This is a genomic window from Nonomuraea sp. NPDC050394, from assembly GCF_044459065.1.
Lineage (GTDB): Bacteria > Actinomycetota > Actinomycetes > Streptosporangiales > Streptosporangiaceae > Nonomuraea.
This window is the reverse complement of the sequence record NZ_JBITIO010000005.1, coordinates 561,034-583,588: the sequence shown is the minus strand read 5'-3', so window position 1 is coordinate 583,588 and position 22,555 is coordinate 561,034. Positions and strand designations below refer to the sequence as shown.

At 70.3% G+C, this 22,555-nt stretch carries 23 protein-coding genes; 9 read left to right on the top strand and 14 right to left on the bottom strand.

The window, feature by feature from the left end; genetic code table 11:
* Positions 1-198 precede the first annotated feature (198 nt).
* Positions 199-759: a TetR/AcrR family transcriptional regulator gene (locus ACIBKY_RS23645; RefSeq protein ID WP_397099373.1), complete on the bottom strand. Its 561-nt coding sequence runs from the start codon at positions 757-759 to the stop codon at positions 199-201.
* Between the two features lie 85 nt (positions 760-844).
* On the opposite strand from ACIBKY_RS23645, the gene ACIBKY_RS23640 reads away from it, so the two are divergent.
* Positions 845-1,579, top strand: a complete 735-nt coding sequence (locus ACIBKY_RS23640) for an SDR family NAD(P)-dependent oxidoreductase (protein ID WP_397099371.1) — start codon at positions 845-847, stop codon at positions 1,577-1,579.
* 62 nt (positions 1,580-1,641) lie between these two features.
* Here ACIBKY_RS23640 and ACIBKY_RS23635 read toward each other — a convergent pair whose 3' ends face one another.
* From ACIBKY_RS23635 to ACIBKY_RS23590, 10 genes are all read right to left on the bottom strand, one after another.
* A complete protein-coding gene (locus tag ACIBKY_RS23635; RefSeq protein ID WP_397099369.1) occupies positions 1,642-2,472 on the bottom strand; it encodes a nitroreductase/quinone reductase family protein in 831 nt (276 codons plus the stop codon).
* A 652-nt stretch (positions 2,473-3,124) separates the two neighbouring features.
* Entirely contained in the window at positions 3,125-5,947 is a 2,823-nt protein-coding gene (locus ACIBKY_RS23630) for a CDP-glycerol glycerophosphotransferase family protein (protein WP_397099367.1), read from the bottom strand.
* Between the two features lie 95 nt (positions 5,948-6,042).
* Positions 6,043-6,357: an MGMT family protein gene (locus ACIBKY_RS23625; protein ID WP_397099365.1), complete on the bottom strand. Its 315-nt coding sequence runs from the start codon at positions 6,355-6,357 to the stop codon at positions 6,043-6,045.
* A complete protein-coding gene (locus ACIBKY_RS23620) occupies positions 6,351-6,704 on the bottom strand; it encodes a hypothetical protein (protein WP_397099363.1) in 354 nt (117 codons plus the stop codon). The genes ACIBKY_RS23625 and ACIBKY_RS23620 overlap by 7 nt, the downstream gene beginning before the upstream one ends.
* A 22-nt stretch (positions 6,705-6,726) precedes the next feature.
* On the bottom strand, positions 6,727-7,881 hold the full coding sequence (locus ACIBKY_RS23615) for a S8 family peptidase (protein WP_397099361.1): 1,155 nt from the start codon (positions 7,879-7,881) through the stop codon (positions 6,727-6,729).
* Positions 7,875-8,675: a hypothetical protein gene (locus ACIBKY_RS23610; protein ID WP_397099359.1), complete on the bottom strand. Its 801-nt coding sequence runs from the start codon at positions 8,673-8,675 to the stop codon at positions 7,875-7,877. The genes ACIBKY_RS23615 and ACIBKY_RS23610 overlap by 7 nt, the downstream gene beginning before the upstream one ends.
* 163 nt (positions 8,676-8,838) lie before the next feature.
* Positions 8,839-10,047, bottom strand: coding sequence for a S8 family serine peptidase (locus ACIBKY_RS23605; protein ID WP_397099357.1), 1,209 nt, complete (start codon positions 10,045-10,047; stop codon positions 8,839-8,841).
* Between the two features lie 307 nt (positions 10,048-10,354).
* Complete coding sequence (locus ACIBKY_RS23600; protein ID WP_397099355.1) at positions 10,355-11,074, bottom strand: hypothetical protein; 720 nt, start codon at positions 11,072-11,074, stop codon at positions 10,355-10,357.
* Between the two features lie 49 nt (positions 11,075-11,123).
* Positions 11,124-12,305, bottom strand: coding sequence for an adenylyltransferase/sulfurtransferase MoeZ (gene moeZ / locus ACIBKY_RS23595; protein WP_379610527.1), 1,182 nt, complete (start codon positions 12,303-12,305; stop codon positions 11,124-11,126).
* Between the two features lie 42 nt (positions 12,306-12,347).
* Complete coding sequence (locus ACIBKY_RS23590) at positions 12,348-13,247, bottom strand: alpha/beta fold hydrolase (protein ID WP_397099353.1); 900 nt, start codon at positions 13,245-13,247, stop codon at positions 12,348-12,350.
* A gap of 251 nt (positions 13,248-13,498) precedes the next feature.
* Here ACIBKY_RS23590 and ACIBKY_RS23585 point away from each other — a divergent pair, with 251 nt between their 5' ends.
* Complete coding sequence (locus ACIBKY_RS23585; protein WP_397099352.1) at positions 13,499-13,834, top strand: hypothetical protein; 336 nt, start codon at positions 13,499-13,501, stop codon at positions 13,832-13,834.
* A gap of 189 nt (positions 13,835-14,023) precedes the next feature.
* Positions 14,024-14,482, top strand: a complete 459-nt coding sequence (locus ACIBKY_RS23580; RefSeq protein ID WP_397099350.1) for a hypothetical protein — start codon at positions 14,024-14,026, stop codon at positions 14,480-14,482.
* A gap of 114 nt (positions 14,483-14,596) precedes the next feature.
* On the opposite strand, the gene ACIBKY_RS23575 is transcribed toward ACIBKY_RS23580, so the two are convergent.
* Positions 14,597-15,487 (bottom strand): Ku protein, encoded by an 891-nt coding sequence (locus tag ACIBKY_RS23575; RefSeq protein WP_397099348.1) that lies wholly within the window; start codon positions 15,485-15,487, stop codon positions 14,597-14,599.
* Between the two features lie 91 nt (positions 15,488-15,578).
* Between ACIBKY_RS23575 and ligD (ACIBKY_RS23570) the strand changes: the two genes are divergently transcribed.
* From ligD (ACIBKY_RS23570) to ACIBKY_RS23550, 5 genes are all read left to right on the top strand, one after another.
* Positions 15,579-16,451 carry a non-homologous end-joining DNA ligase gene (gene ligD / locus ACIBKY_RS23570; protein ID WP_397099346.1) on the top strand — a complete coding sequence of 291 codons (873 nt, stop codon included), beginning with the start codon at positions 15,579-15,581 and terminating at the stop codon, positions 16,449-16,451.
* Positions 16,448-17,320, top strand: coding sequence for a non-homologous end-joining DNA ligase (gene ligD / locus ACIBKY_RS23565; RefSeq protein WP_397099344.1), 873 nt, complete (start codon positions 16,448-16,450; stop codon positions 17,318-17,320). Before ligD (ACIBKY_RS23570) ends, ligD (ACIBKY_RS23565) begins: the two co-directional genes overlap by 4 nt.
* A 50-nt stretch (positions 17,321-17,370) precedes the next feature.
* Complete coding sequence (locus tag ACIBKY_RS23560) at positions 17,371-17,580, top strand: hypothetical protein (RefSeq protein ID WP_397099342.1); 210 nt, start codon at positions 17,371-17,373, stop codon at positions 17,578-17,580.
* Between the two features lie 75 nt (positions 17,581-17,655).
* On the top strand, positions 17,656-18,276 hold the full coding sequence (locus tag ACIBKY_RS23555) for a TetR/AcrR family transcriptional regulator (RefSeq protein ID WP_184967972.1): 621 nt from the start codon (positions 17,656-17,658) through the stop codon (positions 18,274-18,276).
* Positions 18,277-18,412: 136 nt separating this feature from the next.
* The gene (locus ACIBKY_RS23550) at positions 18,413-18,643 is read left to right on the top strand and encodes a DUF3107 domain-containing protein (RefSeq protein ID WP_397099340.1); all 231 of its coding nucleotides are present in this window, start codon (positions 18,413-18,415) and stop codon (positions 18,641-18,643) included.
* Positions 18,644-18,945: 302 nt separating this feature from the next.
* On the opposite strand, the gene ACIBKY_RS23545 is transcribed toward ACIBKY_RS23550, so the two are convergent.
* Entirely contained in the window at positions 18,946-19,590 is a 645-nt protein-coding gene (locus ACIBKY_RS23545; protein ID WP_397099338.1) for a ferritin-like fold-containing protein, read from the bottom strand.
* 333 nt (positions 19,591-19,923) lie between these two features.
* Here ACIBKY_RS23545 and ACIBKY_RS23540 point away from each other — a divergent pair, with 333 nt between their 5' ends.
* Positions 19,924-21,735 carry a DEAD/DEAH box helicase gene (locus ACIBKY_RS23540; protein ID WP_397099337.1) on the top strand — a complete coding sequence of 604 codons (1,812 nt, stop codon included), beginning with the start codon at positions 19,924-19,926 and terminating at the stop codon, positions 21,733-21,735.
* A gap of 178 nt (positions 21,736-21,913) precedes the next feature.
* Here the strand turns inward: ACIBKY_RS23540 and ACIBKY_RS23535 are convergent, their stop codons facing one another.
* Complete coding sequence (locus ACIBKY_RS23535) at positions 21,914-22,477, bottom strand: GNAT family N-acetyltransferase (protein ID WP_397099335.1); 564 nt, start codon at positions 22,475-22,477, stop codon at positions 21,914-21,916.
* Positions 22,478-22,555: the final 78 nt, after the last annotated feature.

The following is a 22,555-nucleotide window of genomic DNA, read 5'->3' as shown; positions in this document are numbered from 1 at the left end:
CGCCGCGTCCGGCCCGGTGGTCAAGCGGGACCGTTACGGCGGGGACCACGTCCGACGTGAGAAGCGACCCCCACGATCGGCGCCCGCCAGGGTCGGCGGGTGGCGTGGGGGCGGCTTGCCGTACGGGATGGGGCGGGTTGAAAGCCGCACACCATCACAAAGCGCGTTGAAGACCGCACACCGCCGAAAGAGGTCGGATCAGGGCGGGGACGCGAGGACGCCGCGCAGGAGCTCGTCGAGGCCGGATTTGAGGTCGGCGGGCCGGCGGGCGCGGTGGATGACGAGGTTGGCGGCGAGCGGCGCCAGCAGGGCGTCGGCGGCGAACGGCGCGTCGGCGGCCGGGTTGACGTCGGCGATGAGCAGCGACAGATGCCGGTGATATGCCTCATAAGCGCCGCCGAACCGCGCGAACGGCGCCGCCGTCTCCGCCATCAGCAACAGATCCAGCTGCGCGAACGTCCGGTCAACGAGCCCATGCAGAAACGCCCGGACCCGCTCCCCCGACGGCGCGCCCGGCCCCAGCGGCGGCGGCCCGGACAGGAACGACTCCTGGAACTCCCGCTCCTTGGCGTCGATCAGCGCGTAGGCGAGCCCGGACCGATCCCCGAACCGCCGGTACAGCGTGCCGACCCCCACCCCCGAGGCCGCGGCCACCTCGGCCATCCCCAGCCCCTCGATGCCCTTGTCGGCGACGAGCTCGGCCGCCGCCGCGAGGATCTTCGCCCGGTTCCTGGCGGCATCGGCCCGCTCCTGCGTCACCCGGACACCTTATCGACCCCTTGCCAAGCGGAACCAATTCCGCTTATCGTCAAAGCGGAACCTATTCCGCTTATGGAGGATCACCATGCTGCACGGAAGGGCCGCCCTCGTCACCGGCGGCAGCAGAGGCATCGGCGCCGCCATCGCCCGCGGCCTGGCAGCGGCCGGGGCCGACGTCGCCATCACCTACGCCAGCGCCGCCGACCAGGCCCAGGCCGTGGTCAAGGACATCGAGGCGGCCGGGCGCCGCGCCACCGCCATCCAGGCGGAAGCCGCGGACGAACGTGCCCTCCGCACCGCCGTCGACCACGCCGCGGGCATCCTGGGCAGGCTCGACATCCTGGTGAACAACGCCGGTATCGCCCCCTACGGCCCCTTGGAGGAAGTCACGCTTGAGGAGCTCGACCGCACGATGGCGGTCCACGCCCGTGCCGCGTTCCTGCTGGCTCAGGCGGCCGTGCCGTACATGCGGAACGGCGGGCGGATCGTCACGATCGGCAGCAGCCTGGCGGAACGCGTGCCGTATGCCGGTTGGACCCTGTACTCGATGAGCAAGTCCGCCCTCATCGGCCTCACCAGAGGGCTGGCCCGGGATCTGGGCCCGTTGGACATCACCGCCAACCTGGTACATCCCGGGTCCACGGACACCGAGATGAACCCCGCCGACGGCCCCGACGCCGACGCCGAACGTTCGTACACGGCCCTGGGCCGCTACGTCGACCCGGACGACATCGCCGCCACCGTCGTCCACCTGGCCGGCCCGGCGGGCCGCAACATCACCGGCACCGCCATCACCGTCGACGCCGGCACCACCGCCTGACCACACCGCGGGAGCCGGACCCCGACGGGCCGGGATTCCGGACCCGGCCCGTCAGCGAAACCTCAGGCCCCGTCGAGGATCGGGATGAGCTGCTCCTCCTCGTAGTCGAGGTGCTGCTCCACCGCACTGGCGAGCTCCTCGACCTCCTTGAGTACGGCCGGCGTATCCGCACTCTCGGTCGAGACGACCTCCTGCAACCTGGCCAGCAACGCGGCCACCTTCTCATGCTCGGCACCAAGCCGATCCATCACCTCGGCGAGCTCCGGATACCGCGCCGACAGAGCCGGAAACAGCCCCGTGTCCTCATGCGAGTGGTGGACATGCAGCCCCTGGCACAACGTGAGGCAGTTGACCCGCAACTGCGCCCCCAGCCCCGGCCCCGACGCGGCGACCTCCTCGCGGATGAGCACCAGTTCCCGCCGGAAGGCGTCGTGGATCATCCGCAGCGCCTCGCCGAACGACGAGGCCGGCGGCGGCCCGCCCCCGGTCTGCTTGAGCGCGATGACGGGAATCACCCGAGAGGTACGCGCCTGATACTCGGCCCACCCGGGATCGGCCTCGACCGCCCGCGCCCAGGCAGCCTCCCGCTCCGCACCTTCCAGCACGGTCGCCCGCGCCTCATAGGTGAAGATCCCGTCCTCGACGTTGACGGTGGGCTCGGCGACGAGATTGTGAAACCAGGCCGGATGACGGGCGGCCCCGTTGGCGGAGGCGATCACCAGAACCTGCTCGCCCCCGTCATGCAGGTACCCGAGCGGAACGGTGCGCTGAACACCGGAGCGCGCCCCGGTGGTGGTGAGAAGGAGCAGCCGGGCGCCCTCGAAAGGCCCCCCAACCCGGCCACGATTGGCCCGGAACTCCTCGATGATCTGCTTGTTGAAATCGAACGGCATTCTTCTCCATGGGTGTGAGCTTTTGATGAGAGGTAGGGGCAAAGACGGGGATCCGGCGGGCTACGCGCCCGCCCATCGCTCACGCCTTGGCCGGGTACCTCTCTCGCTCATGGCCCATGGCCGACCCGGCAGTCACAAAAGCACACCCTAACCCCCAAACCACCCCACCTCAACACACACCCCGCCCACGCCCGCCCGCCAGCTCTTTCCAGGTCCGGTCATGAGCGCGCCCCAAAGTCCACCCGTGGCCCAGTCCGAGTGAGCACGGCGCACAGGACACCGCACGGAGCCCGGCCCTACGGGAGCCGAGGCCATGCCACGATCACGAAGATCCCGCCTGCCGGACCCCTGCGCTTCGCCTGCTGAGCGAAGGACAGCCAAGGCACCCGCCGGGTGTGCGCCCACGTCACAGCTCGTGCCTCCAAGTTCGGTAGTGGTCCCGTGCCCACAGGCCCCGTCCTACCCCTCCATCCCATGCCCTTGTCCCGAAGTACGGCACCGCTCAAGACCGCTGGACGGCTTCGACCACCCAGGCACCCTGCTCAAGCACGGGCGAAAGCGGCGCGAGAAGGCGCCCGAGCGGAGCGAGGACCTTCAGGGGCCGAGGCTGGAGATGCGCGGGAGCGCGGCGACCACCATGCCCTTGGGCCCTTCAGGAGAAGAGGTGGTCCACTACCCGGGCCGTCGCCTTGCCGTCGTCCTTGGGGGCGTAGGTGGCGCGGAAGGTCTCGTAGCGGTCCGCGTACTCGGCCGCCACCGTGTCGATCGAGCGCAGGGCCTCCACCACCTCGCCCGACGTCGGCAGCACCGGGCCCGGCGCCTGTGCCTCCAGGTCCACGTACAGGCCCCTCTTCGTCGCGTACTTCGCCAGGTCGTACGCGTAGAACACGATCGGCTTGCCCGTCGCCAGGAAGTCGAACATCGACGAGGAGTAGTCGGTCACCAGCACGTCCGCCACCAGCAACAGGTCGGTCATGTCGGGGTAGGTGGAGACGTCGTGGGCGATGTCGGGAACGGCGGGCATCGCCTGCATCGGGTGGCCCCTGACCAGCAGCTCGTGGTCGGCCCCCAACGCCTGCCTGGCCTTCGCCAGGTCCAGCTTGACCATCGCGTTCTTGCGGTCGTAGTCACGCCACGTCGGCGCGTACAGCACCACGCGCTTGCCCTCGGTCAGCCCCAGCCGGGCGCGGATCTCCGCGGCCATCCGGTCGCGTTCGGGAGAGGACAGCACGTCGTTGCGCGGCAGGCCGCTCTCCAGCACCTCGCCCTTGTAGCCGAACGCCTCGCGCAGCACCGGCGTCGCCCAGGGGGACTGTGACAGCAGCACGTCCCAGCCGCGTACCTCGGCCGCCTGCCGGTGCCACACCGGCGGGCGCGGGTCGCGGGTCATGTGGGGCTGGTCGTTGCCGATGTGCTTGACCGGGGTGCCGTGCCAGGTCTGCAGCACGACCTGGTCCTCGCGGGAGCGGAACCAGACGGGCAGGAACGCGTTGGTCACGATGTGGCGGGAGCGGGCGAGCGCCGCGTGGTGCTCCCTGCTGCCCGCGCGCACGACCGTGGCGGGACCGGGCGGGACGAAGGCGCCGTCCTTGACGACCCAGATGTGCTCGCGCTCGTCGCCGCGCCGCAGCCGCTCCTCGTAGATGGCGCGGACGCTGTCGGAGTAGAGGCGGCCGTCGTTGGCGACGTAGACGGTGGCGTCGTTGAGCGGCTCGGTGCGCTGCGCGGGGTAGAAGACCCGGCGCAGCACGTGGGTGCCCGCGACGCCCTTCTCGTCGGCCGGGCGCGCCTCTTCGGCGATCACCACGGGCACGTCGAAGCGGGTGGAGACCATGCGGAAGGCGTGGCCGCCGATCGTGCGCGGGTCCTCGTCGAGGGCGCCGAGGGCGGCGTGGTCCATGCGCACCGGGACGATCTCGCCGGACGGGTGGCGCATGGACAGGTTCCAGGTGCCGGAGGCCAGGGGCACGGACTCGCCGAAGCGGTCCATGGTCGCCGGCGTGAGCCGTACCGTGAACTGGTCTTCGGAGCGCTCCATCGCGGCGGTATAGGTCAGGCCGGAACGGTGGCGCAGCGTGAGCGTGCGTGCGCCCGCCGCGTCGGGATAGCTGCCGCGGAGCACCAGCCGCTCGCCCTCCCACACCGCGGAGGTGATCACCGGGCGGACGCGGTGGGCGGAGACGACGACGCGGTCGCGGCGGTCGGCGAGCACGGTGATCTCGCGGTCGTCCGCGGTCGCGCGCACCTCGGCCGCGTCACCGAGCATCACGGAGGCCGCGGGGTCGCCCTTGGGCTCGACCCACAGCCGCCGTCCGTCCTTCTCCTGCAGCAGAGCCGGTACGGCCAGCCCGACCGTCACCAGCGTCCCGTCGGCCTCCGGCGTGAAGTCGGCGGCCATGCGGTGCCCGCCGAGCCTGGCGTGGCCCTTGGTCACGCTGCGGCCGGGCAGGAAGATCTTCAGCTCCAGCCGGTCGCCGTCCACGGTGACGCCGGTCAGCTCGGCCCGGTTGGGCTGCAGGACGACCTGGAGCGCCCGGTCGGAGGTCCAGACGGGGCGTACCCAGAGACCCTGCTTGACCCGGAGCCCGGCGGGACGCTCCGTGCGGCCCACGGCGGCGCCGCGCAGCAGACCGGTGGCGCGGGCGCCGCGGCTCCAGAAGACGATCTCCGCGCGCCAGGTGGTGGCGTCGCGTACGGCGGGCCGGTGCCGCATCCGGCGGCGTACCGCGGACACGAGCCCGCGGACCCCGCCACGCCAGCGCAGCGGCCAGGAGCTCAGCTCGGCGGTGAAGCCGGACCAGTCGTAGTTGCACCCGGGCTCGCGCGCGGCGTGCGTGGCCTCGGGCGCGAGGACGCGGCGGGTGCGCATGCGCACCGGCGGCAGCCAGCGCGGCCCGCGCAGGACGACGGTGGCCCGGTTGAAGCGGCGGCTGCGCACCGACAGCCCGGCGAGGTAGGCGTGGCCCCGCACGAGCAGCTTGCCGTCGCGCCAGACGATGTCGTCGATCTGCGTCACCGGCACCAGGTCGGCGCGGCGCAGGCGGTAGAGGGCGGGCGGCAGCTCGTCGCGCAGCGGCAGGTCTGCATACCAGCGCAGGCCCTTGCGGATGCGCTTGGACGGCTCCGCCGCCGCGGCGACCACGGTGGTGAGGACGTCGCCGTCGACGAGTTCGCCGAGGTCGCGGTGCTCGATGAGGTGGCACAGAAGCCTGCGGGCCACCGGGAGCTCGCGCTTGACCTTGGGGTCGACGGTGGCGAGATAGGGGCGCAGAAGGGTGACGAGCTCGCGCCTGTGCGCGGCTCCGCGTTTGATCGCCTGGTCCATCCTGGCGCCCAGCGGGCCGCTGAGGATCTCGGCGGCATGGTCGGGCCCGGCGGCCCGTGCCGCCTCCATGACCGCCTCGAAGGGTTCCCCGCGGTCGCAGAGGTCCTGAACAGCCCGCAGCCGCTCCTGGGCTGTGACGCCGGTGGCCATTGGGAAGGCACCGCCTTTCGGACCCGCAGTCGCTGTTCAGGCCATGGTAATGGGAATCACATGCCGCGGATTCTCCCGGAGGGGGGATACGCAGCTCAGCGGGTTTCCTGAGAATCCGCTGAATCCCCGTGCCAGCGGGCCTCGCGCATGTCGACGCGGTCGCCGCGCAGCGGGGTGCCCTCCTCGCGCCAGTGCGTCAGGCAGCGTTCCTCGTGGTCAGGGGCGCCGGTGCCGTCGGAGTGGACCACGCGCCACCAGGGCACGCCGCCGCCCCACGTCGACATGACCCGGCCGACATGGCGGGGTCCGCCCTCGCCGAGATACTCGGCGATGTCGCCGTAGGACATGACCATGCCGGGCGGGATTCGCTCGACGACGTCGAGGACCCGTTCGGCATAGGGGTTCACCATGAATCGGGTCCCGCGGCGACGATCTTGTCGAACTTGCCGATCTCGGCGGCGTTCCCGTTGGCGATCACCTCGACGACGCCGTCGGTCAGCGCGTAGACCTCGCCGTCCTCGCCGACCAGGCGCCCGCCGAGCACGGACGACAACCGGGTGAGTTGCGCCACGTGCCAGTCGGAGCCGGGCTCGCCGACGATCTCGCCGCGCCAGCGGGCGACGGCATGGGCGTCGCCGCCGTGTCTGGCGAGGATCTCCTCTGCTGCGCTCAGCTCGAATCCGGCCGGCGCGATCGCCTTCGCGAGCTCCGCGAACGCCAGTGGCGACTCACGAACCACGCGTAGCTCGTATCCCATGACGCGCGACCATAGCGGATCTTTACCGCTCGCGCTGATTGAGCACGATGATCGCGCCGCAGAAGGTGACGAGGGCCAGGATGACGCCGGCTCCGTACAGCCAGAGGCGCCACGGGTCGGGGCCGGGCGGGGACGGCTGGGGCGACTCCTCGCCCTCGCCGAAGTGCCGGCCGGAGGGCATGTCGACCTCGCGCCGCTGCCCGGAGAGCTGCTGGGCGGCGTTGAGCGCGGCGGCCGCGTCCACAGTGCCGAATCCCACCTTCTCGTCGTAGCCGGCGGCGGGCCTGCCCCGGGCGCTCAGGGCGATGGCCTGCGACACCTGCGCGGGCGACATCTGCGGATATTTCGACTTAATCAGGGCGGCGACCCCCGCCACCAGCGCCGTCGCCGAGCTGGTACCCGACGACAGCTCGTAGTCGCCCTGGCCCTTCACCACCGGCACCTCCACGCCCGGCGCAGCCACCAGCACCGACAGGTTGTCGCTGCTGAACGACGCGCGCCTGCCCTGCCGGTCCACCGCGCCCACGCCGATCACGCCCGGGTACCCGGCGGGGAAACTCCAGTAGGAGGTGCTGTTGTCCTTGGCGTACTTGGTCTGCCCGTCGTTGCCCACGGCCGCGACCAGCACGACGCCCTTGCCCAGCGCGTACGACACCGCCTCACGCTCCGACTTGTGCGGCCCGTAGGCGCCCAGCGACAGGCTCACCACCTTGGCTCCGTGGTTGGCCGCGTAGCGGATCGCCCTGGCCAGCGGGCTCTCCCTGCTGCCCGACTGCTCCTGGGCGGGCGGCAGGAAGTTCGGGCCGTCCTCCTCCTCGGGCAGCGGCAGCGACAGGATCTTCGCCTCCGGGGCCACACCCACCAGCCCCCCGTCGGCTCCGGAACCGGCGATCAGCGCGGCCATGGCAGTCCCGTGCCTTCCCGGCGGCAGGTGGCGGTCCAGCGCCGGCTCGGTCATGTCGGGGCCGACGGTGACCTTGTCCTTCAGCTCCTTGATCTTCGTGTCCACGCCGCTGTCGACGACCGCGACCACGACGTCGGCGCCCTTGGTGAGGGTCCACGCCTGCTCGACGTTGAGCGCGTCCAGGACCCACTCCTGCTGGGTGCGGACGGGCGGCGGCGCCGTACCCGAGAATGCGAGCGCGGCGGCCGTCAGCAGGCGGACGGCGCTCAGCACACGTTCCCCTGCGTGCAGGGCGGGACCGCGGGCGGGTCGGCGAGGAAGTAGGCGATCTGGTTCCCGATCGACTTGGCGGCGGGCCAGAGCTCGCTGTGCAAAATCTCCTCGGGAGGTACGGCGGCGCGCGTGCGGCCGTCCACGTAACCGGCGGTGGAGAAGACGACGTACGGCCCGGCCCCCACCCAGGCGTTGCGCTGGCGCTGCTCGGTCCCGAAGCGCTCGGTCACGGTGCCGGGGAAGGCCACGGGCAGCACGCCCACCCGGTCGTCCAGCGTGAGCTGCTCGGTCACCGAGGCCCGCGACTCCTCGTCCTTCAGCACCGCGACCCCGACCGTGATGACGAACGAGGAGGTCTGGTCGACGTAGGTGGCACGCAGCACGGCCACGCAGCCGAACTCCGCCAGGACCCCGGCCACCGCCTGGTCGACGGCCTTGTCGCAGCCAGCCTGCGGGGCGATGCCCACGCGCCTGGCGTACTGGGTGGCCTTCTCCAGGCCCAGGTACTTCACCTCTTCGGGAAACACGCCCGTGGCGGGCCAGGCCTGCCAGCGGCGGGCGATCTCCTCCTGCTTGTAGCGGTTCTGCTCGGCCACGGTGAGGGGGCGCGCCCGCGTCTCGGAGAACAGGCCGACGGTGCCGGTCAGCACGATGACCGCCGACAGCGCGATGATCCCGGCCAGCAGGGCGCGGAAGATCGTCCGGTAGCGCACGCCCTGCCGGAGCACGGCGGCCTCGGCGCGCTCGCGCACCGCAGTGGCCTTGGCGCCCGTCGCGGGGGGCCATGCGCGCACGCGGGAGCGGCGGCCGGCGGCGGCTCCGAGCGGGTTGTCCCGTCGCGGTGTGTCGCTCCCCCCGGCTCGCGGCAGTCCCGAGCTCGACCTACGTGCCCTCACCACCGCCTCGTTTCCGAACCGATTCTCATTTGTGTCTATTTCGTCCCCCGAGGAGGGGAGATCATGCGTCCCCGCCGGGGCGGGATGACGCGTCCTGCTGGGGTATGACGCGCCGTGCCCTTCTTACCAGTGCTACCAGAATGCCGAGCGAGGTGATGGAGGCGATCGCGCCCGCGGCGGCGATCCCGCCGTAGAGGGTGACGCTGCGCCGGTCGCGGTTGATCACCTGGATCGGCCCGGCGTGGCCGCCGGCCATCGGGCGGGCCGGATCCTGGGCCTGCGCGCCCTTGGCGGTCTGGGTATGGCCGGCCAGCCTGGCCGCCTCGTCCAGGGAGCCCGCGGCGTTCACGACGCCGAACCCGGTCCCGGTGTCGTAACCGCCGGGAGGCCGCCGGGTGGCGCCCGCGGTGAGGGCCTGGGCCACAAGCGCAGGCGACATATCCGGATATTTGGCCTTAATGAGGGCGGCGACGCCCGAGACCAGCGCGGTCGCCTGCGACGTCCCCTTGCCCACCCAGTACTCGTCGCCGGGCCCCGCGCCCAGAATGTCCACCCCCGGCGCGGCCACCAGCACCGACGGGTTCCAGTTCGAGAACGACGCCCGCCGCAGCCCCCGATCCGTCGCCCCCACCGAGACCACGCCGGGAAAGGCCGCCGGATACGAGTACGGCGCGAACCCGTTGGCGTCCGGCTTACGCTGCCCGTCGTTGCCCGCCGCCGCCACCAGCACGACCTTCTTGGAGATCGCGTACCGGATCGCCGCCCGCTCCTCCTTGGTCGCCAGTTCCTTGGAGATCGACATGTTGATCACATCGGCGCCCTGGTCGACGGCGTAGCGGATGCCCTTGGCCACGACGTCCTCGAAGCGCTCCGCGGAGTTGAACTCCCGGAAGCCCGGCTCCTCGTCCTCCAGGATCACCCTGACCGACAGCAGCCTGGCCGACGGGGCCACCCCGATCACGCCCCTCCTGCCGCCGGGGCCATGGCCGTGGCCGGCGATCAGAGAGGCCATGTAGGTGCCGTGCAGCTTGCGCGGCGGCACGCCCGGCGGGTTGGCGCCCGCGGTGAAATCCTTGCCCGTCACCACAGACCCGGCCAGGTCGCGGTGCCCGGGATCGACCCCCGAGTCCAGCACCGCCACGGTCACCCCGGCGCCCTTGCTGGTCCGCCACGCCTTGGGCAGCCCCAGAGTCTTGATCACCGGCTGCTGACTGCCCCGGATGTCATCGGCCAGCGCCGGCGCGGGAGGCGCCACCAGCAGCCCGGCCACCACCAGCAAGATCCCCCGCCGAGCCACCGGACCCCCGCGACGCGCCACACCCGAGCCCCGGGGCACCACCACACGCCGCGCCACACCCCCACGTCCGGCCACCCGCCCCGTCACGGCCACGCCCCCGGGACCAGTCGCGCCCCATCACCCGCAGGGCCGCACCCGCGACCCGTCTCACACCGCACCGTCACACAGAGGTTCGGGTCATGTCGCGCCGCGGTGTTGGGTCTCGGGTCTCGTCGCGTCGTGGTGTCGGGTTTCGGCCGGCGGGTGCGCGGGGCCGTACCCGCCAAGGCCGCGGGGACGCTCAGCACCGCCACTCCCGGGCGCCGCACTCGGGCATCCGCGGCTCGCTGAGGTCGGCGAGGATCCGCTCGGACAGCTCGGCGGCGAAGGCGAAGATCGTCGGACGTTGCTCGCCCACCGCGCGCGCCGGCCGCCCGTCCACCTGGCCCGAGGTGGTCAGCACCAGGTACGGCCCCGCCTGCCGCACCGAGCCCGCCTGCCGCACCGCCGAGGTGAAGCGGTCGGTCACCGTTCCCTGGAAGGCGACGGGACGCAGTCCCGGAACGGCCTTGCCGCCCTGCGGGAAGGCGGCCTTGGCCCGGGAGGCGCGCAGTTCGTCGGGCAGCGCGACCACGCCGACGGTGACCACCACGCCCTGGAGCGCGTCGATGTAGGTGGCCCGCAGGACGGCCCGGCAGCCGTGGGAGCGCAGCGCCTTGACGGCCTTCTTGTCGACGGCCTGCCGGCAGCCGGTCTGCGGGGAGATGCCGATCCTGGTGGCACGCTCCTGGCCGCCCTGCTCGGCGGAGTACGCGAGGGTGGCGGGGAAGATCTTCCCGGCCTGCCAGGTACGCCAGCGCTCGGACACCTCGCGCTCGGCGGCCGCGGCCAGTTCGGCGGCGGTCGGTCCCCTGGACAGTTCGGAGCCCGCCGCGCTGGCCGCCACTCCGGCGGCCACCGCGCAGACCAGAGTCAGCACGGAGGCCACCACGAGGGCGGGCCAGGGGCGGGCGTTGCTCACGGCACCGACCTTAATGCTGGGAACCTAATGCCATCCCCAGATGCCGGACTCAGTATGTCGGCAGGCTGGGGTCTACCGTCTTTACCCAGCTCAGGACCCCTCCACCCACATGCACGGCATCAGAGAACCCGGCGTTCTTCACGATCGCCAGCGCCTCGGCGCTGCGCGCGCCGGACTTGCAGTGGAGCACGATCCGCTTGTCCTGCGGCAGCTTCTCCAGGGCGGAGCCGTTGAGGAACTCGCCCTTGGGGATCAGCGTGGCGCCGGGGATGGCGACGATCTCGTACTCGCCCTGCTCACGGACGTCGATGAGGAAGATGTCCTCGCCCTTGTCCTGCATCTCCTTGAGCTCCGCCGCGGTGATCGTGGAGCCGGAGGCGGCCTGCGCGGCCTCGTCGGAGATCGTGCCGCAGAACGCCTCGTAGTCCTCGAGCAGCTCGGTGACCGTCGGGTTCTTGCCGCACAGGACGCACTCGGGGTCCTTGCGGACCTTGACGTCGCGGTACTTCATCTCCAGGGCGTCGTAGATCATCAGCCGCCCGACCAGCGGGTCGCCGATGCCGGTGAGGAGCTTGATGGCCTCGTTCACCTGGATGGAGCCGATGGACGCGCACAGCACGCCCAGCACGCCGCCCTCCGCGCAGGAAGGAACCATGCCGGGAGGCGGGGGCTCCGGGTAGAGGCAGCGGTAGCAGGGGCCGTGCTCGGCCCAGAAGACGCTCGCCTGGCCGTCGAAGCGGTAGATCGACCCCCAGACGTACGGCTTGCCGAGCAGCACCGCGGCGTCGTTCACCATGTAACGCGTGGCGAAGTTGTCCGTGCCGTCGACGATGAGGTCGTAGCCGGAGAAGATGTCCATCACGTTCTCGGTGGTCAGCGCCGCGTTGTGGATCACGACGTCCACCAGCGGGTTGATCTCCTTGACGGTGGCGGCGGCGCTCTCGGCCTTCAGCCGGCCCACGTCGGACTGGCCATGGATGATCTGGCGCTGCAGGTTGGACTCGTCGACGACGTCGAAGTCGATGATGCCCAGCGTGCCGACGCCCGCGGCGGCGAGGTACATCAGCGCGGGCGAGCCGAGGCCGCCCGCGCCCACACACAGCACCTTGGCGTTCTTCAGCCGCTTCTGCCCGGCCATGCCCACATCGGGGATGATCAGATGGCGCGAGTAGCGGCGCACTTCGTCAACGGTCAGCTCGGCGGCCGGCTCGACCAGCGGTGGCAACGACACGTTCTACGCTCCCGTTTCGGGGTTCTTATCTCTCGTAGAAACCTAGCTGGCCAGTGGGGCATTCCCCAATCGCGTCTCACCGATCAGACGGCGGGCCTCCGCGGCCACGACGTCGGGCCGCTCCATCTGCGCGACGTGCCCGACGCGCGGCAGCAGGACCAACCTGACCTGCCTGAACGTACGGCAGGCCTTCGCGGCCATCGCGGGACGGACGAGCCGGTCGAGTTTGCCGTAGATGACCAGGGTGGGCGCGACGACGCGGGCCGCCTGGTTCCAGAGGTTGTCGGCGCCGCGGCGGAAGTACTCGGCGACGATGCCGCGGGCGGAGCCGATCATCGAGGGGGCGGTGTGCGAGAGGCCGTCTCTGCGGCGCAGTTCCTCGATCGCCTCGCTGAGCCGGTCGGGGTGGACCCTGCCGGCGTCGGCCCAGACCATCGCGAACGTGGCGTTGACCCGCTGGGCGGCGGGGACGAGCGTGAGCTTGCCGGCCACCCACTCTCCGATCCGGGGCGTGGCGGCGGCTGCCACGCGGGCGGGGCCGTACCTGGGCAGGAGGTCGGGGAGCGCGGGTGAGACGAGGGTGAGCGAGCGGACCAGGTCGGAGCGGAGGGCGGCGACGCGCACGGCGACGGCGCCGCCGAGTGAGTTGCCGAACAGGTGCGCGGGGCCGACCTCTTCCAGCAGGCCGATGACGGCGCGGGCGTGGGCGTCGACGGAGTAGTCGCCGTCGGCCGGGGCCGGGGAGTAGCCGGCGCCGGGCAGGTCGAGCGCGTAGCCGGTGACGACGTCCTTGAGCTCGTCCATGAGGTCGGTCCAGTTGGTGGCCGAACCCGCCAGCCCATGGACGAACACGGCCTTCTCCGGCGCCCCTTCGGGGGTCGAGCGGACATGCACCGGGCCGACCATGCGTCCCGGCCAGTGCGGAATCGGCTGCTGCTTCACGGAAACGCCCCTTCCCTCGGCCCTTCCACGTTAGCCGCCTGCCCCGAGTGCATGTCATCAATCATGACATTTAAGGATAAACCTGTATATATAGTTAAAAACGAGTCGAAGTCACATAAATAGAGAATAAAAGGCATAGATTGCCGTTTATGGGCATGAATGGCTGGAAATCCTGGCAGCAGGATGCCCAGCAAGGTCGCGCCATCTCTGCGGCCGGGGCACACGAGTGCAGACCAACAGGGGGAAGCACGATGTCCAAGTTCAAATCCACGCTCGCGGCGGCGGCGCTCGCGACCGCCCTCGCCGGCGGCACGCTCGCCCTCGGAGCCGCGACCACCACCAGCGCCGCCAGCGCGGCCACCAGCTTCACGGCCGCCAAGTCCAAGGGCAAGTTCCACCGCTGCTGGCTCAACGGCAGGAAGTGCTCGTACAAGCTGGAGAGCCACAAGCCGACCGCCCGCTACTTCGCCGGCCACTGGCGGGCGAACAAGAAGTTCTGCCCCGGCAAGAAGTACAAGAAGGGCGGCGCCGGCCTCTGCGCCAAGGGCCACACGAAGCACTTCCCGAAGAACAAGTGGCTGCAGTAGTGCCGCGTCTTAGGTAGACGTGCCACGGCGAGGCCGCGGGACCTCCGGTTCCGCGGCCTCGCCATGCCCTTTGGGCCCCCCGAAGTATGCCGACATATCCCCAGAACCCACCCGAGCAATTTCCGCGTGCCCGGGACAAATCGGGACATAGTGTGAGAAGACGTGTCAATAAATGCAATCTCAGGGTTTATGAGTGGCAAAACCATCCCGGCCGCAGTTTATGATCATGAATGGTCGGAAATTCTGACAACCAGGATGGCTCTAGAAGTAAGAACCATCCCGGGCATTAGCCAGATAAATCCGGCACAGTGCCTGAAGTTGCAAGAGACCGTCAAGGGGAAGCACATCATGTCCACAGTCAAGAGGATGCTCACGGCCGCTGCGCTCAGCACCGCCCTTGCGGGCGGCGTCCTGGGCCTCGGATCGACCACCGCCGCGAACGCCAGCGCTTCCAGCGTCGGCATCAGCGCCAGCGCCTCCAGCGTCGGCTTCTCGGAGTGGCGCGGTCGCTGCCTCTTCGCCGGCCCTGCGGGCGCCATTCGTCGGGGCCACTACGTCAACAAGGCACACCTCAACTTCAAGCACTGGCGGGGCTGGAGGGTCCACCGCGAGCGCGGCTGCGTTCGCACGCGGCACTTCGTCTGGTAACGAAAGCCACCCGCAATAGAAAAAAGGGGGCCCCAGGAAATGGGGCCCCCTCCCAACATGTGTGTGGAGACAAATGTCTCCAGCCTGGCGACGGAGCGGCGGAGAAAGCAGCGCTCAGGCGGATTTCCTGGATTTCCGTTTGCGCGAAGCTTTCTCCGCCTCCTCCTTCTCGTCCTTCCCGGACGAAGCAGCGGCGGATGCGGCCTTCTTCGGCTTGGCGGGCTCGCCCCGTTCGCGCTTGGCGGCCTCGACGCTGGCCCGCAGGGCGGCCATCAGGTCCACGGCGGGCCCGGCCTCCTCCTCGCCACCCGCGGGCGCGATGACCTCCTTGCCCGCGACCTTCGCCTCGATCACCTGCTGCAGCGCTTCGCGGTAGGTGTCGTGGTACTCGGTCGGGTCGAAGTCCGCCTCCATCGTGGTGATGAGCGACTCGGCCATCTTGAGCTCCTGCGGCCGTACGTCGATGTCCTCTTCGAGGAAACCGAAGTCGGGCGTACGGATCTCGTCGGGCCAGAGCATCGTCTCCAGCACGAACACCCCGTCGCGCACCCGCAGCGTGGCCAGCGACTCACGCTGGCGCAGCGCCACCTTCACCACCGCCACCTGCCCGGAACTCTCCAACGCGGTCCGCAGCAGCACGTACGGCTTGCCGCCCTGCCCGTCGGGCTCCAGGTAGTAGGACTTGGCGAAGTAGATCGGGTCGATCTGCTCGGCCGGCGCGAACTGCAGCACGTCGATCCGCCGCGAGGTGGTCAGCGGCAGGTCCTCGAAGTCCTCGTCGGTGAGCACCACGATCTCGCCGGTCGCCAGCTCGTACCCCTTGGCGATGTCGGCGTAGGCCACTTCCTCACCGTCGATCGTGCACACGCGCTTGTAGCGGATCCGGCCGCCGTCCTCGCGGTGCACCTGGTGGAAGGTGACGTCCTTCTGCTCGGTCGCGGAGTAGAGCTTCACCGGGATCGTGACCAGCCCAAACGAGATCGCACCTTTCCATATGGCGCGCATGGGCACTCCTCATCGATAGCAGGGCTCACCGTATGGGCACATACCCGTCATGGGCCAACCAATGCCATACCCGGTCGAACCTATGCTCGCCATGGCCGGGGATCTTCCCGCTGAACGCGAGCTGTATGGGCTCGAGGTCAAGTGGGACGGCATCCGGGCGCTCATCCACCTCGACGGCGGGCTGCGCGTCTCCGGCCGGCACGGCGCCGAGTACACCCGCCGCTACCCCGAGATCTCCTCCTACGGCCTGCGCGGCGTCATCATCGACGGCGAGGTCGTCGCCCTCGACCACCGGGGGCTGCCCAGCTTCGAACGCCTCCAGCGGCGCATGCACCTCACCGATCCCGAGCCCAGGATGCTGGAGCTCTACCCCGTGACGTACATGCCCTTCGACCTGCTCTTCCTGGACGGCATGCCGCTGTTCGACCTGCCCTACCGCGACCGGCGGGCGCTGCTCGACGACCTGGACATCGGGGCGCCGCCGTACTTCCCCGGAGACTCCGACCTGCTCGGCGCCACGCACGAGCAGGGCCTTGAGGGGGTCGTCGCCAAGCGCCTCGACTCCCCCTACAGGCCGGGCGTGCGCACGCCGTGGTGGGTCAAGGTCAAGAACCTGAGCACGCGCGAGGTCGTCGTCGGCGGCTGGAAACCCGGCAAGGGCCGCCGGGCGGGCGGGATCGGCTCGCTGCTCATGGGCGTGTTCACCGGCGATGGGCTCACCTACGTGGGGCACGTCGGGACCGGGTTCACCGAGGCCACGCTGGACGAGCTCCTCGCGATGCTGCGGCCGCTGGAGATCGCGCGCAGCCCGTTCGTCAATCCGGTCCCTTGGCGCAATCACTGGGTTAGACCCGATCTGGTCGGGGAGGTGGCCTACACGATGGTGACCGATGAGATACGGCTGCGACACCCGGTCTGGCGGGGACTGCGACCGGACAAGATACCCGCGGAGGTACAGCTGTGAGCTCCAAGACGCCCGTGCGGGTGGACGGGCGCGAGCTCGTCCTGAGCAACCTCGGCAAGGTGCTCTACCCCGAGGTCGGCTTCACCAAGGCCGAGGTCATCGACTACTACTCGCGGGTCGCCCCCGTCCTGCTCCCGCACCTGGAGGGCCGCCCGCTCACCGTAAAGCGCTACCCGAACGGCGTGGACGGCAAGTACTTCTTCGAGAAGAACGCGCCCAGCCACGTCCCCGGCTGGCTCAGGCGCGTCACCGTGCCCGTCCCCGGCAGCAGCATGAACCGCGACACCATCGACTTCGCCGTCATCGAGGACCTGCCCAGCCTCGTCTACTACGCCAACCTGGCCGCGCTCGAACTCCACGTGCCCCAGTGGCGCGTGACCGGGGACGGCGAGGCGATCGACCCCGACACGCTCGTCTTCGACCTCGACCCGGGCCCGCCGGCCACGATCGTCGAATGCTGCCGGGTGGCGCTCATGCTGCGCGAGGTGCTCGCCGCCGACGGCCTCACCGCCCGTCCCAAGACCAGCGGAAACAAGGGCATGCAGTTGTACGCCGCGTGGGACGGCCGCCAGGAGCCCTCGGCCTACGCCAAGGACCTGGCCAGGCTCCTGGAGAAGGAGGCGCCCAAGCTCGTGGTCAGCGTGATGACCAGGAAGGCCAGGCCCGGCAAGGTCTTCATCGACTGGAGCCAGAACAACCCGGCCAAGACCACCGTCGCGCCGTACTCCCTGCGTGCCAGGCAGCGCCCGACGGTCTCGACACCGCTGCTGTGGTCGGAGGTCGAAGCCTGCGAGAGGCCGGACGACCTGGTGTTCACCTCCGCCGACGTACTCGCCCGCGTGGAGGAACATGGCGACCTTTTCACCTGAGCGTAGGCTGGATCCGTCCACACAGGAAAAGGGGACCTGAGATGTCGGAGATGGACGTACGTGGGGACGACCTCCCCTTCGACGAGGATGACGAGCTTTCGCCCGAGGCACCGGAGGCCGACGCCGCCGAACAGCGCCGCCGGCTGCGCGACGAGGCGGGGAACGACGGGCGCAGGGAGTACCCGATCGACGTCGACCCGGGCGACGCCGCCGAGCAGGACCGCGTCGTCACCTACGACGATGACGACGACTATCGCTGACGCCCGCACCCGCGGGGCGGTTACCCGCACGTAGGATGTCCCAACCCGGATGTTCGAAGACCACTGGAGACGCGCGTGACCGCTACCCCGGACGCCAAGCCCCGGGGCACCCGGCTGCCCCGACTCGCCCGCCGCCGGCAGCTGCTCAGCGCCGCGCAGGAAGTGTTCGTCGAGAACGGCTACCACGCGGCCGCCATGGACGAGATCGCCGATCGGGCAGGCGTCAGCAAGCCGGTGCTCTACCAGCACTTCCCCGGCAAGCTGGAGCTGTACCTCGCGCTGCTCGACCTCCACGTCGACGACATGGTGGGCCGCTGCCGCGAGGCCCTGGCCTCCACCCACGAGAACAAACTGCGCGTGCAGGCCACCTTCAGCGCGTTCTTCGACTTCGTCTCCAGCCAGGGTGAGGCGTTCCGGCTGGTCTTCGAGTCCGACCTGCGCAACGTGGCCCCGGTCCGCCAGCGGGTGGAGCGCTCGCTGCGCGAGTGCGCGGAGATGGTCAGCGCCGTGATCCAGGAGGACACGGGCTGCTCAAGCGAAGAGGCGCACCTGCTGGGCGTCGGCCTGGTGGGCATGGCCGAGGTCAGCGCCCGCTACTGGGTGACCACGCACGGCTCGATCCCCAAGGACGCCGCCGAGCAGCTGATGGCGCGGCTGGCCTGGCGCGGTATCAGCGGCTTCCCCCGCACGACGTAGGACTGTGGCGGTGTGCCCCGTACGGCGTGGGGTTTTTCCGCGTACGGCGTAACCCGTTCGCTGGGCGCGATTACCGGCGCTTCCGTGAAGCGGAGCGACGACGATGGACCCAGGCCCGTCGAAAGGGAGCACCACGATGGAAGTCAAGATCGGCGTACGTTCCGTACACCGTGAGATCGTTGTCGAAACCGACCTCACCGCCGAACAGGTGGAAGAGGAGATCAGAAACGCCCTGGCCGCCGATCGCGGCGTCTTCGCCATCACCGACGCGAAGGGCAGGCGCGTCATAGTCCCCGTGGCGTCCCTTGGCTTCGTCGAGATCGGCGAGGACGAGCAGCGCCCGGTCGGCTTCGGCGGCACGCTCTAACCGGTCGGTCCTCCACTGATCCCCATGGGGCGGGAGGCGGCTTCGAGCCGCGTCCATGTGGGGGGCTCACCGGCCCCCCACACCTCACGGGCAGCGCCATCGGCACCAGCGGCCGCGCCGTCGCGGCACGGGCGCATGTCGGAGGTCCACAGCGGGGCACTGGGCACTTTGACGGCGCATCACGGGTCGTGCGGTCCAGCGGTTCTGCGCGCATCTGGTCAAGCAGCTGCCGTAGCGGCGCGTGGCCCTCATGACCGCACGGTACAACCGTTTCGTACCCTCGCGCCGCCCTAAGCGCAGGATCAGATTCCGAGCGCGGCCATCCGCTTGCCGTGCTGCTCGGTCAGGCGGGCGAACAGGCGGGAGATCTCCGCCTGGTCGTCGGCCACGGCCTCGACGAGCAGCTGTGCCAGCTCCGGACGGGCGGCGGCCACCCGCTGGCCCTGGCTGAGCGCCTCGCCGACCAGGCGACGGGCCCACAGGGCGAGCTTTCCCGCGACCGACGGGTCGGCCGCGACGGCGGCGCGTACCCGCTCGACGGCGAACTCGGAGCGCTCCTGGTCGGCGACGACCTCGTCGACCAGCCGGGCGATCGAGGGGTCCAGGTGGCGGGCGGCCTCGCGGTAGAAGTCCAGGGCGATGCCGGTGCCCACGTACGCCTTGACCAGCGCTTCCAGCCAGTCGCCCGGCCGGGTCTGGACGTGCCAGCCGTCCAGGGCCTCGACGAAGGGCGCCATGGCCCGGTCAGGGTCGGCGCCGAGTTCGATGAGCTTGTCGCGGACGAGCTGGAAGTGTCCGAACTCGGACACGGCGAGCTCGCTCAGCGCGGCCCGGTCGCTCAGTGTCGGTGCGAACTGCCCGGCATCTTCGGTGAGTTGCAGGAAGGCGCTCAACTCCGCATAGGCCAGCACACCAAGGAGATCCGCGACACCAAGGGACTCATTCATGAAAGGCAGCGTACTTCGGGAACATCCGCAAACTCGGCCAGCGTTGTGGTATCGAGTACACTGCTCTGTGAAAGTGCGACCGCACTGTGTGAATTCGGGGGGTTCTCTCCCGATGCTCCCCGCTCCCCGGGCCTGCGGTCGCGATGACGCGAGAGGGCTGGCTCTACCGCGAGGACCCTGGTTACTGAACTGACCCGCTGGTCCCGGCAGGCCCGCCTTCATTTGAGACTGAGGCAGGCCACGCTGACGACTTTCCGAGACCTCGGAGTCACACCAGAGATCGCTGATGCGCTCGAGACCGAGGGCATCATCCAACCGTTCCCGATTCAGGAGATGGCGCTCCCGCTCGCACTGAGCGGCCAGGACGTCATCGGCCAGGCCCGTACGGGCACCGGCAAGACCTACGCGTTCGGCATCGCGATGCTGCAGAGCATCGGCAAGCCGCGCAAGAACCGCAAGAAGCCGCGCGGCCTCGTCGTCGTGCCCACCCGCGAGCTGGCCATCCAGGTCAGCGAGGACCTCGTGACCGCCGCGGGCAAGCTCGGCTCCCGCGTGCTCACCGTGTACGGCGGGCGCGCGTACGAGCCGCAGATCGAGGCCCTGAAGGCCGGCGTCGACGTCATCGTCGGCACCCCCGGCCGTCTGCTCGACCTCGTCAAGCAGAAGCACCTCGACCTCAGCCAGATTGGCTCGCTGGTCCTGGACGAGGCCGACCGCATGCTCGACCTGGGCTTCCTGCCCGACATCGAGCGCATCTTCAAGCTGATCCCGGACGAGCGGCAGACGATGCTGTTCTCCGCGACCATGCCCGGTGAGATCGTCGCCTTGTCGCGCAAGTACCTCAACCGGCCCACCCACGTCCGCGCCGAGCACGACTCCGGCGAGGGCGAGACCACGCCGCAGGTACGCCAGCTCGTCTGGCGCGTGCACCGCATGGACAAGATCGAGATCGTCGCCCGCCTGCTGCAGGCGGACGGCCGCGGTCTGACCATGGTCTTCTGTGAGACCAAGCGCGCCTGCGACATGGTCGCCGAGCAGCTCGACACCCGCGGTTTCGCGGTGGCGGCCGTACACGGCGACCTGGGCCAGGGCCAGCGCGAGCAGGCGCTGCGCGCCTTCCGCAACGGCAAGATCGACGTCCTGGTGGCCACCGACGTGGCCGCGCGGGGCATCGACATCGACGACGTCACCCACGTGGTCAACTACGACGCCCCCACCGACGACAAGACCTACGTCCACCGCGTCGGCCGTACCGGCCGCGCGGGCAAGACGGGCATCTCGGTCACGTTCGTCGAGTGGGAGGAGCTGACCCGCTGGAAGATGATCAACAACATGCTCGGACTCGACTTCGCCGAGCCCGAGGAGACCTACTCCACCTCGCCCCACGTCTTCACCGAGCTGAGCATCCCCGAGGGCACCAAGGGCGTGCTGCCCCACGCCAGCCGCTCCCGGGCCGGCCTCGCGGCCGAGCAGCTCGAAGACCTGGGCGAGATCGGAAAGTCCCGCCTCAGAAGCCGTCGCAAGGACGAGCGTGACGGCCGCAAGGACGAGCGCGAAGAGCGCCCGCCCCGCGCGCCGCGCCAGCGCCGTCGCACGCGTGCCGGGCGTTCGGCCGAGGAGAGCACCGAGGTCGCGGAGACCGTGGAGACTGTGCAGATCGTGGAGGGCGAGAGCATGGACAGGCGCCGCCGGCCGCGCAGGAGCGAGGAGACTCCGGCCATCATCTCTCACGACGAGATCGCCGCCGTGGCCGCTGAGCCGGTCGCCGGTGACGTACTCGCCGAGGTGGAGGAGCCGCCCGTCAGGCCCGCTCGCCGTACCCGCGCCCGTGGGGGTGCGGCCGAGGCCATCGGCGGCGCGCTCACCCAGGCCCGCCCCGTCGTGGAGCAGGCGCAAGAGCCCGAGCCGGAGCCCGAGCGGGCACCGGAGCGCGCGCCCGAGCGCGTGCAGGAGGTCCGTGTGGAGCACGAGCGCATCATCCCGCCGAACCCGTTCACGGTGATCTTCCAGTCACCCGACCTGGCCACGGACGACGACGACATCGCCCCGTCCGCTGCTTCGGAGCGCCAGGCCCAGCGCCGTGGCAACCGCTCCCCGCGTGGTGGCGGTGGTGGCGGCGGCAACAACCGTCGCCGGGCAGGCTAGCCTCACCGCCGATTCCAGGCGCGCGTCCTTCTGGGACGCGCGCCTTTTCTCGTTCCGGTACGGCTTCCGCCCCCTGTAGGAACCGCTGGACGAGAAGGAGTCCGCCGCTCTCGACGCATCCCGGGGTTCGCCTGGGCGGTGAGCGAGACGTTCGCGGTATGGGCTGTATCGGGTGAGGTCAGAGGGTGATGCGCACGACCGGGCGGGTCGGGGTGGGGCGGGCGGTCTCGGTGAATCCGGCGCCGGTGAACAGGGACAGCCAGCCGTGGTATCGCTCGGAGGCCTGCAGCTTGCGGCCCGTGTCCGTGGGGTAGCCCTCCAGGACGCGGGCCCCTGCGGCACGGGCGTAGGAGACGGCCTCGCGCAGCAGAGCGGCGGGGATGCCGTGGCCGCGACCGGCTCGGGTGACGTAGAAGCAGGTGACGGCCCACACGCCGGTCTCTCCGGGGTCCTGCGGCTTCGTGACGGGCGAGCGGGCCAGCCGGGTGTAGTCCTCGCGCGGTGCCAGCGCCACCCAGCCGGCCGGGGCGCCGTCGAGGTAGCCGACCAGGCCCGGAGCGGGCGCGTCCGACTCGACCAGCTCGCGCAGGCGCTCGCGCCGTTCCTCCTGGGGCCAGGCGCGGAAGCCGGTGTTCGTGGCGCGGAACCACATGCACCAGCAGCCGCCGTACGCGCCGTTGGGGCCGAAGACGCCCTCCACGTCCGCCCACGAGTCTGCGGGCCGGATCTCAACCTTGCTCATACCGCACAACTCCCCAGAACTCGCACCGGCGTACCTGGTTAGCCGGTGTTGTCGCCTTGACCTCTGGGTATTGTTGCC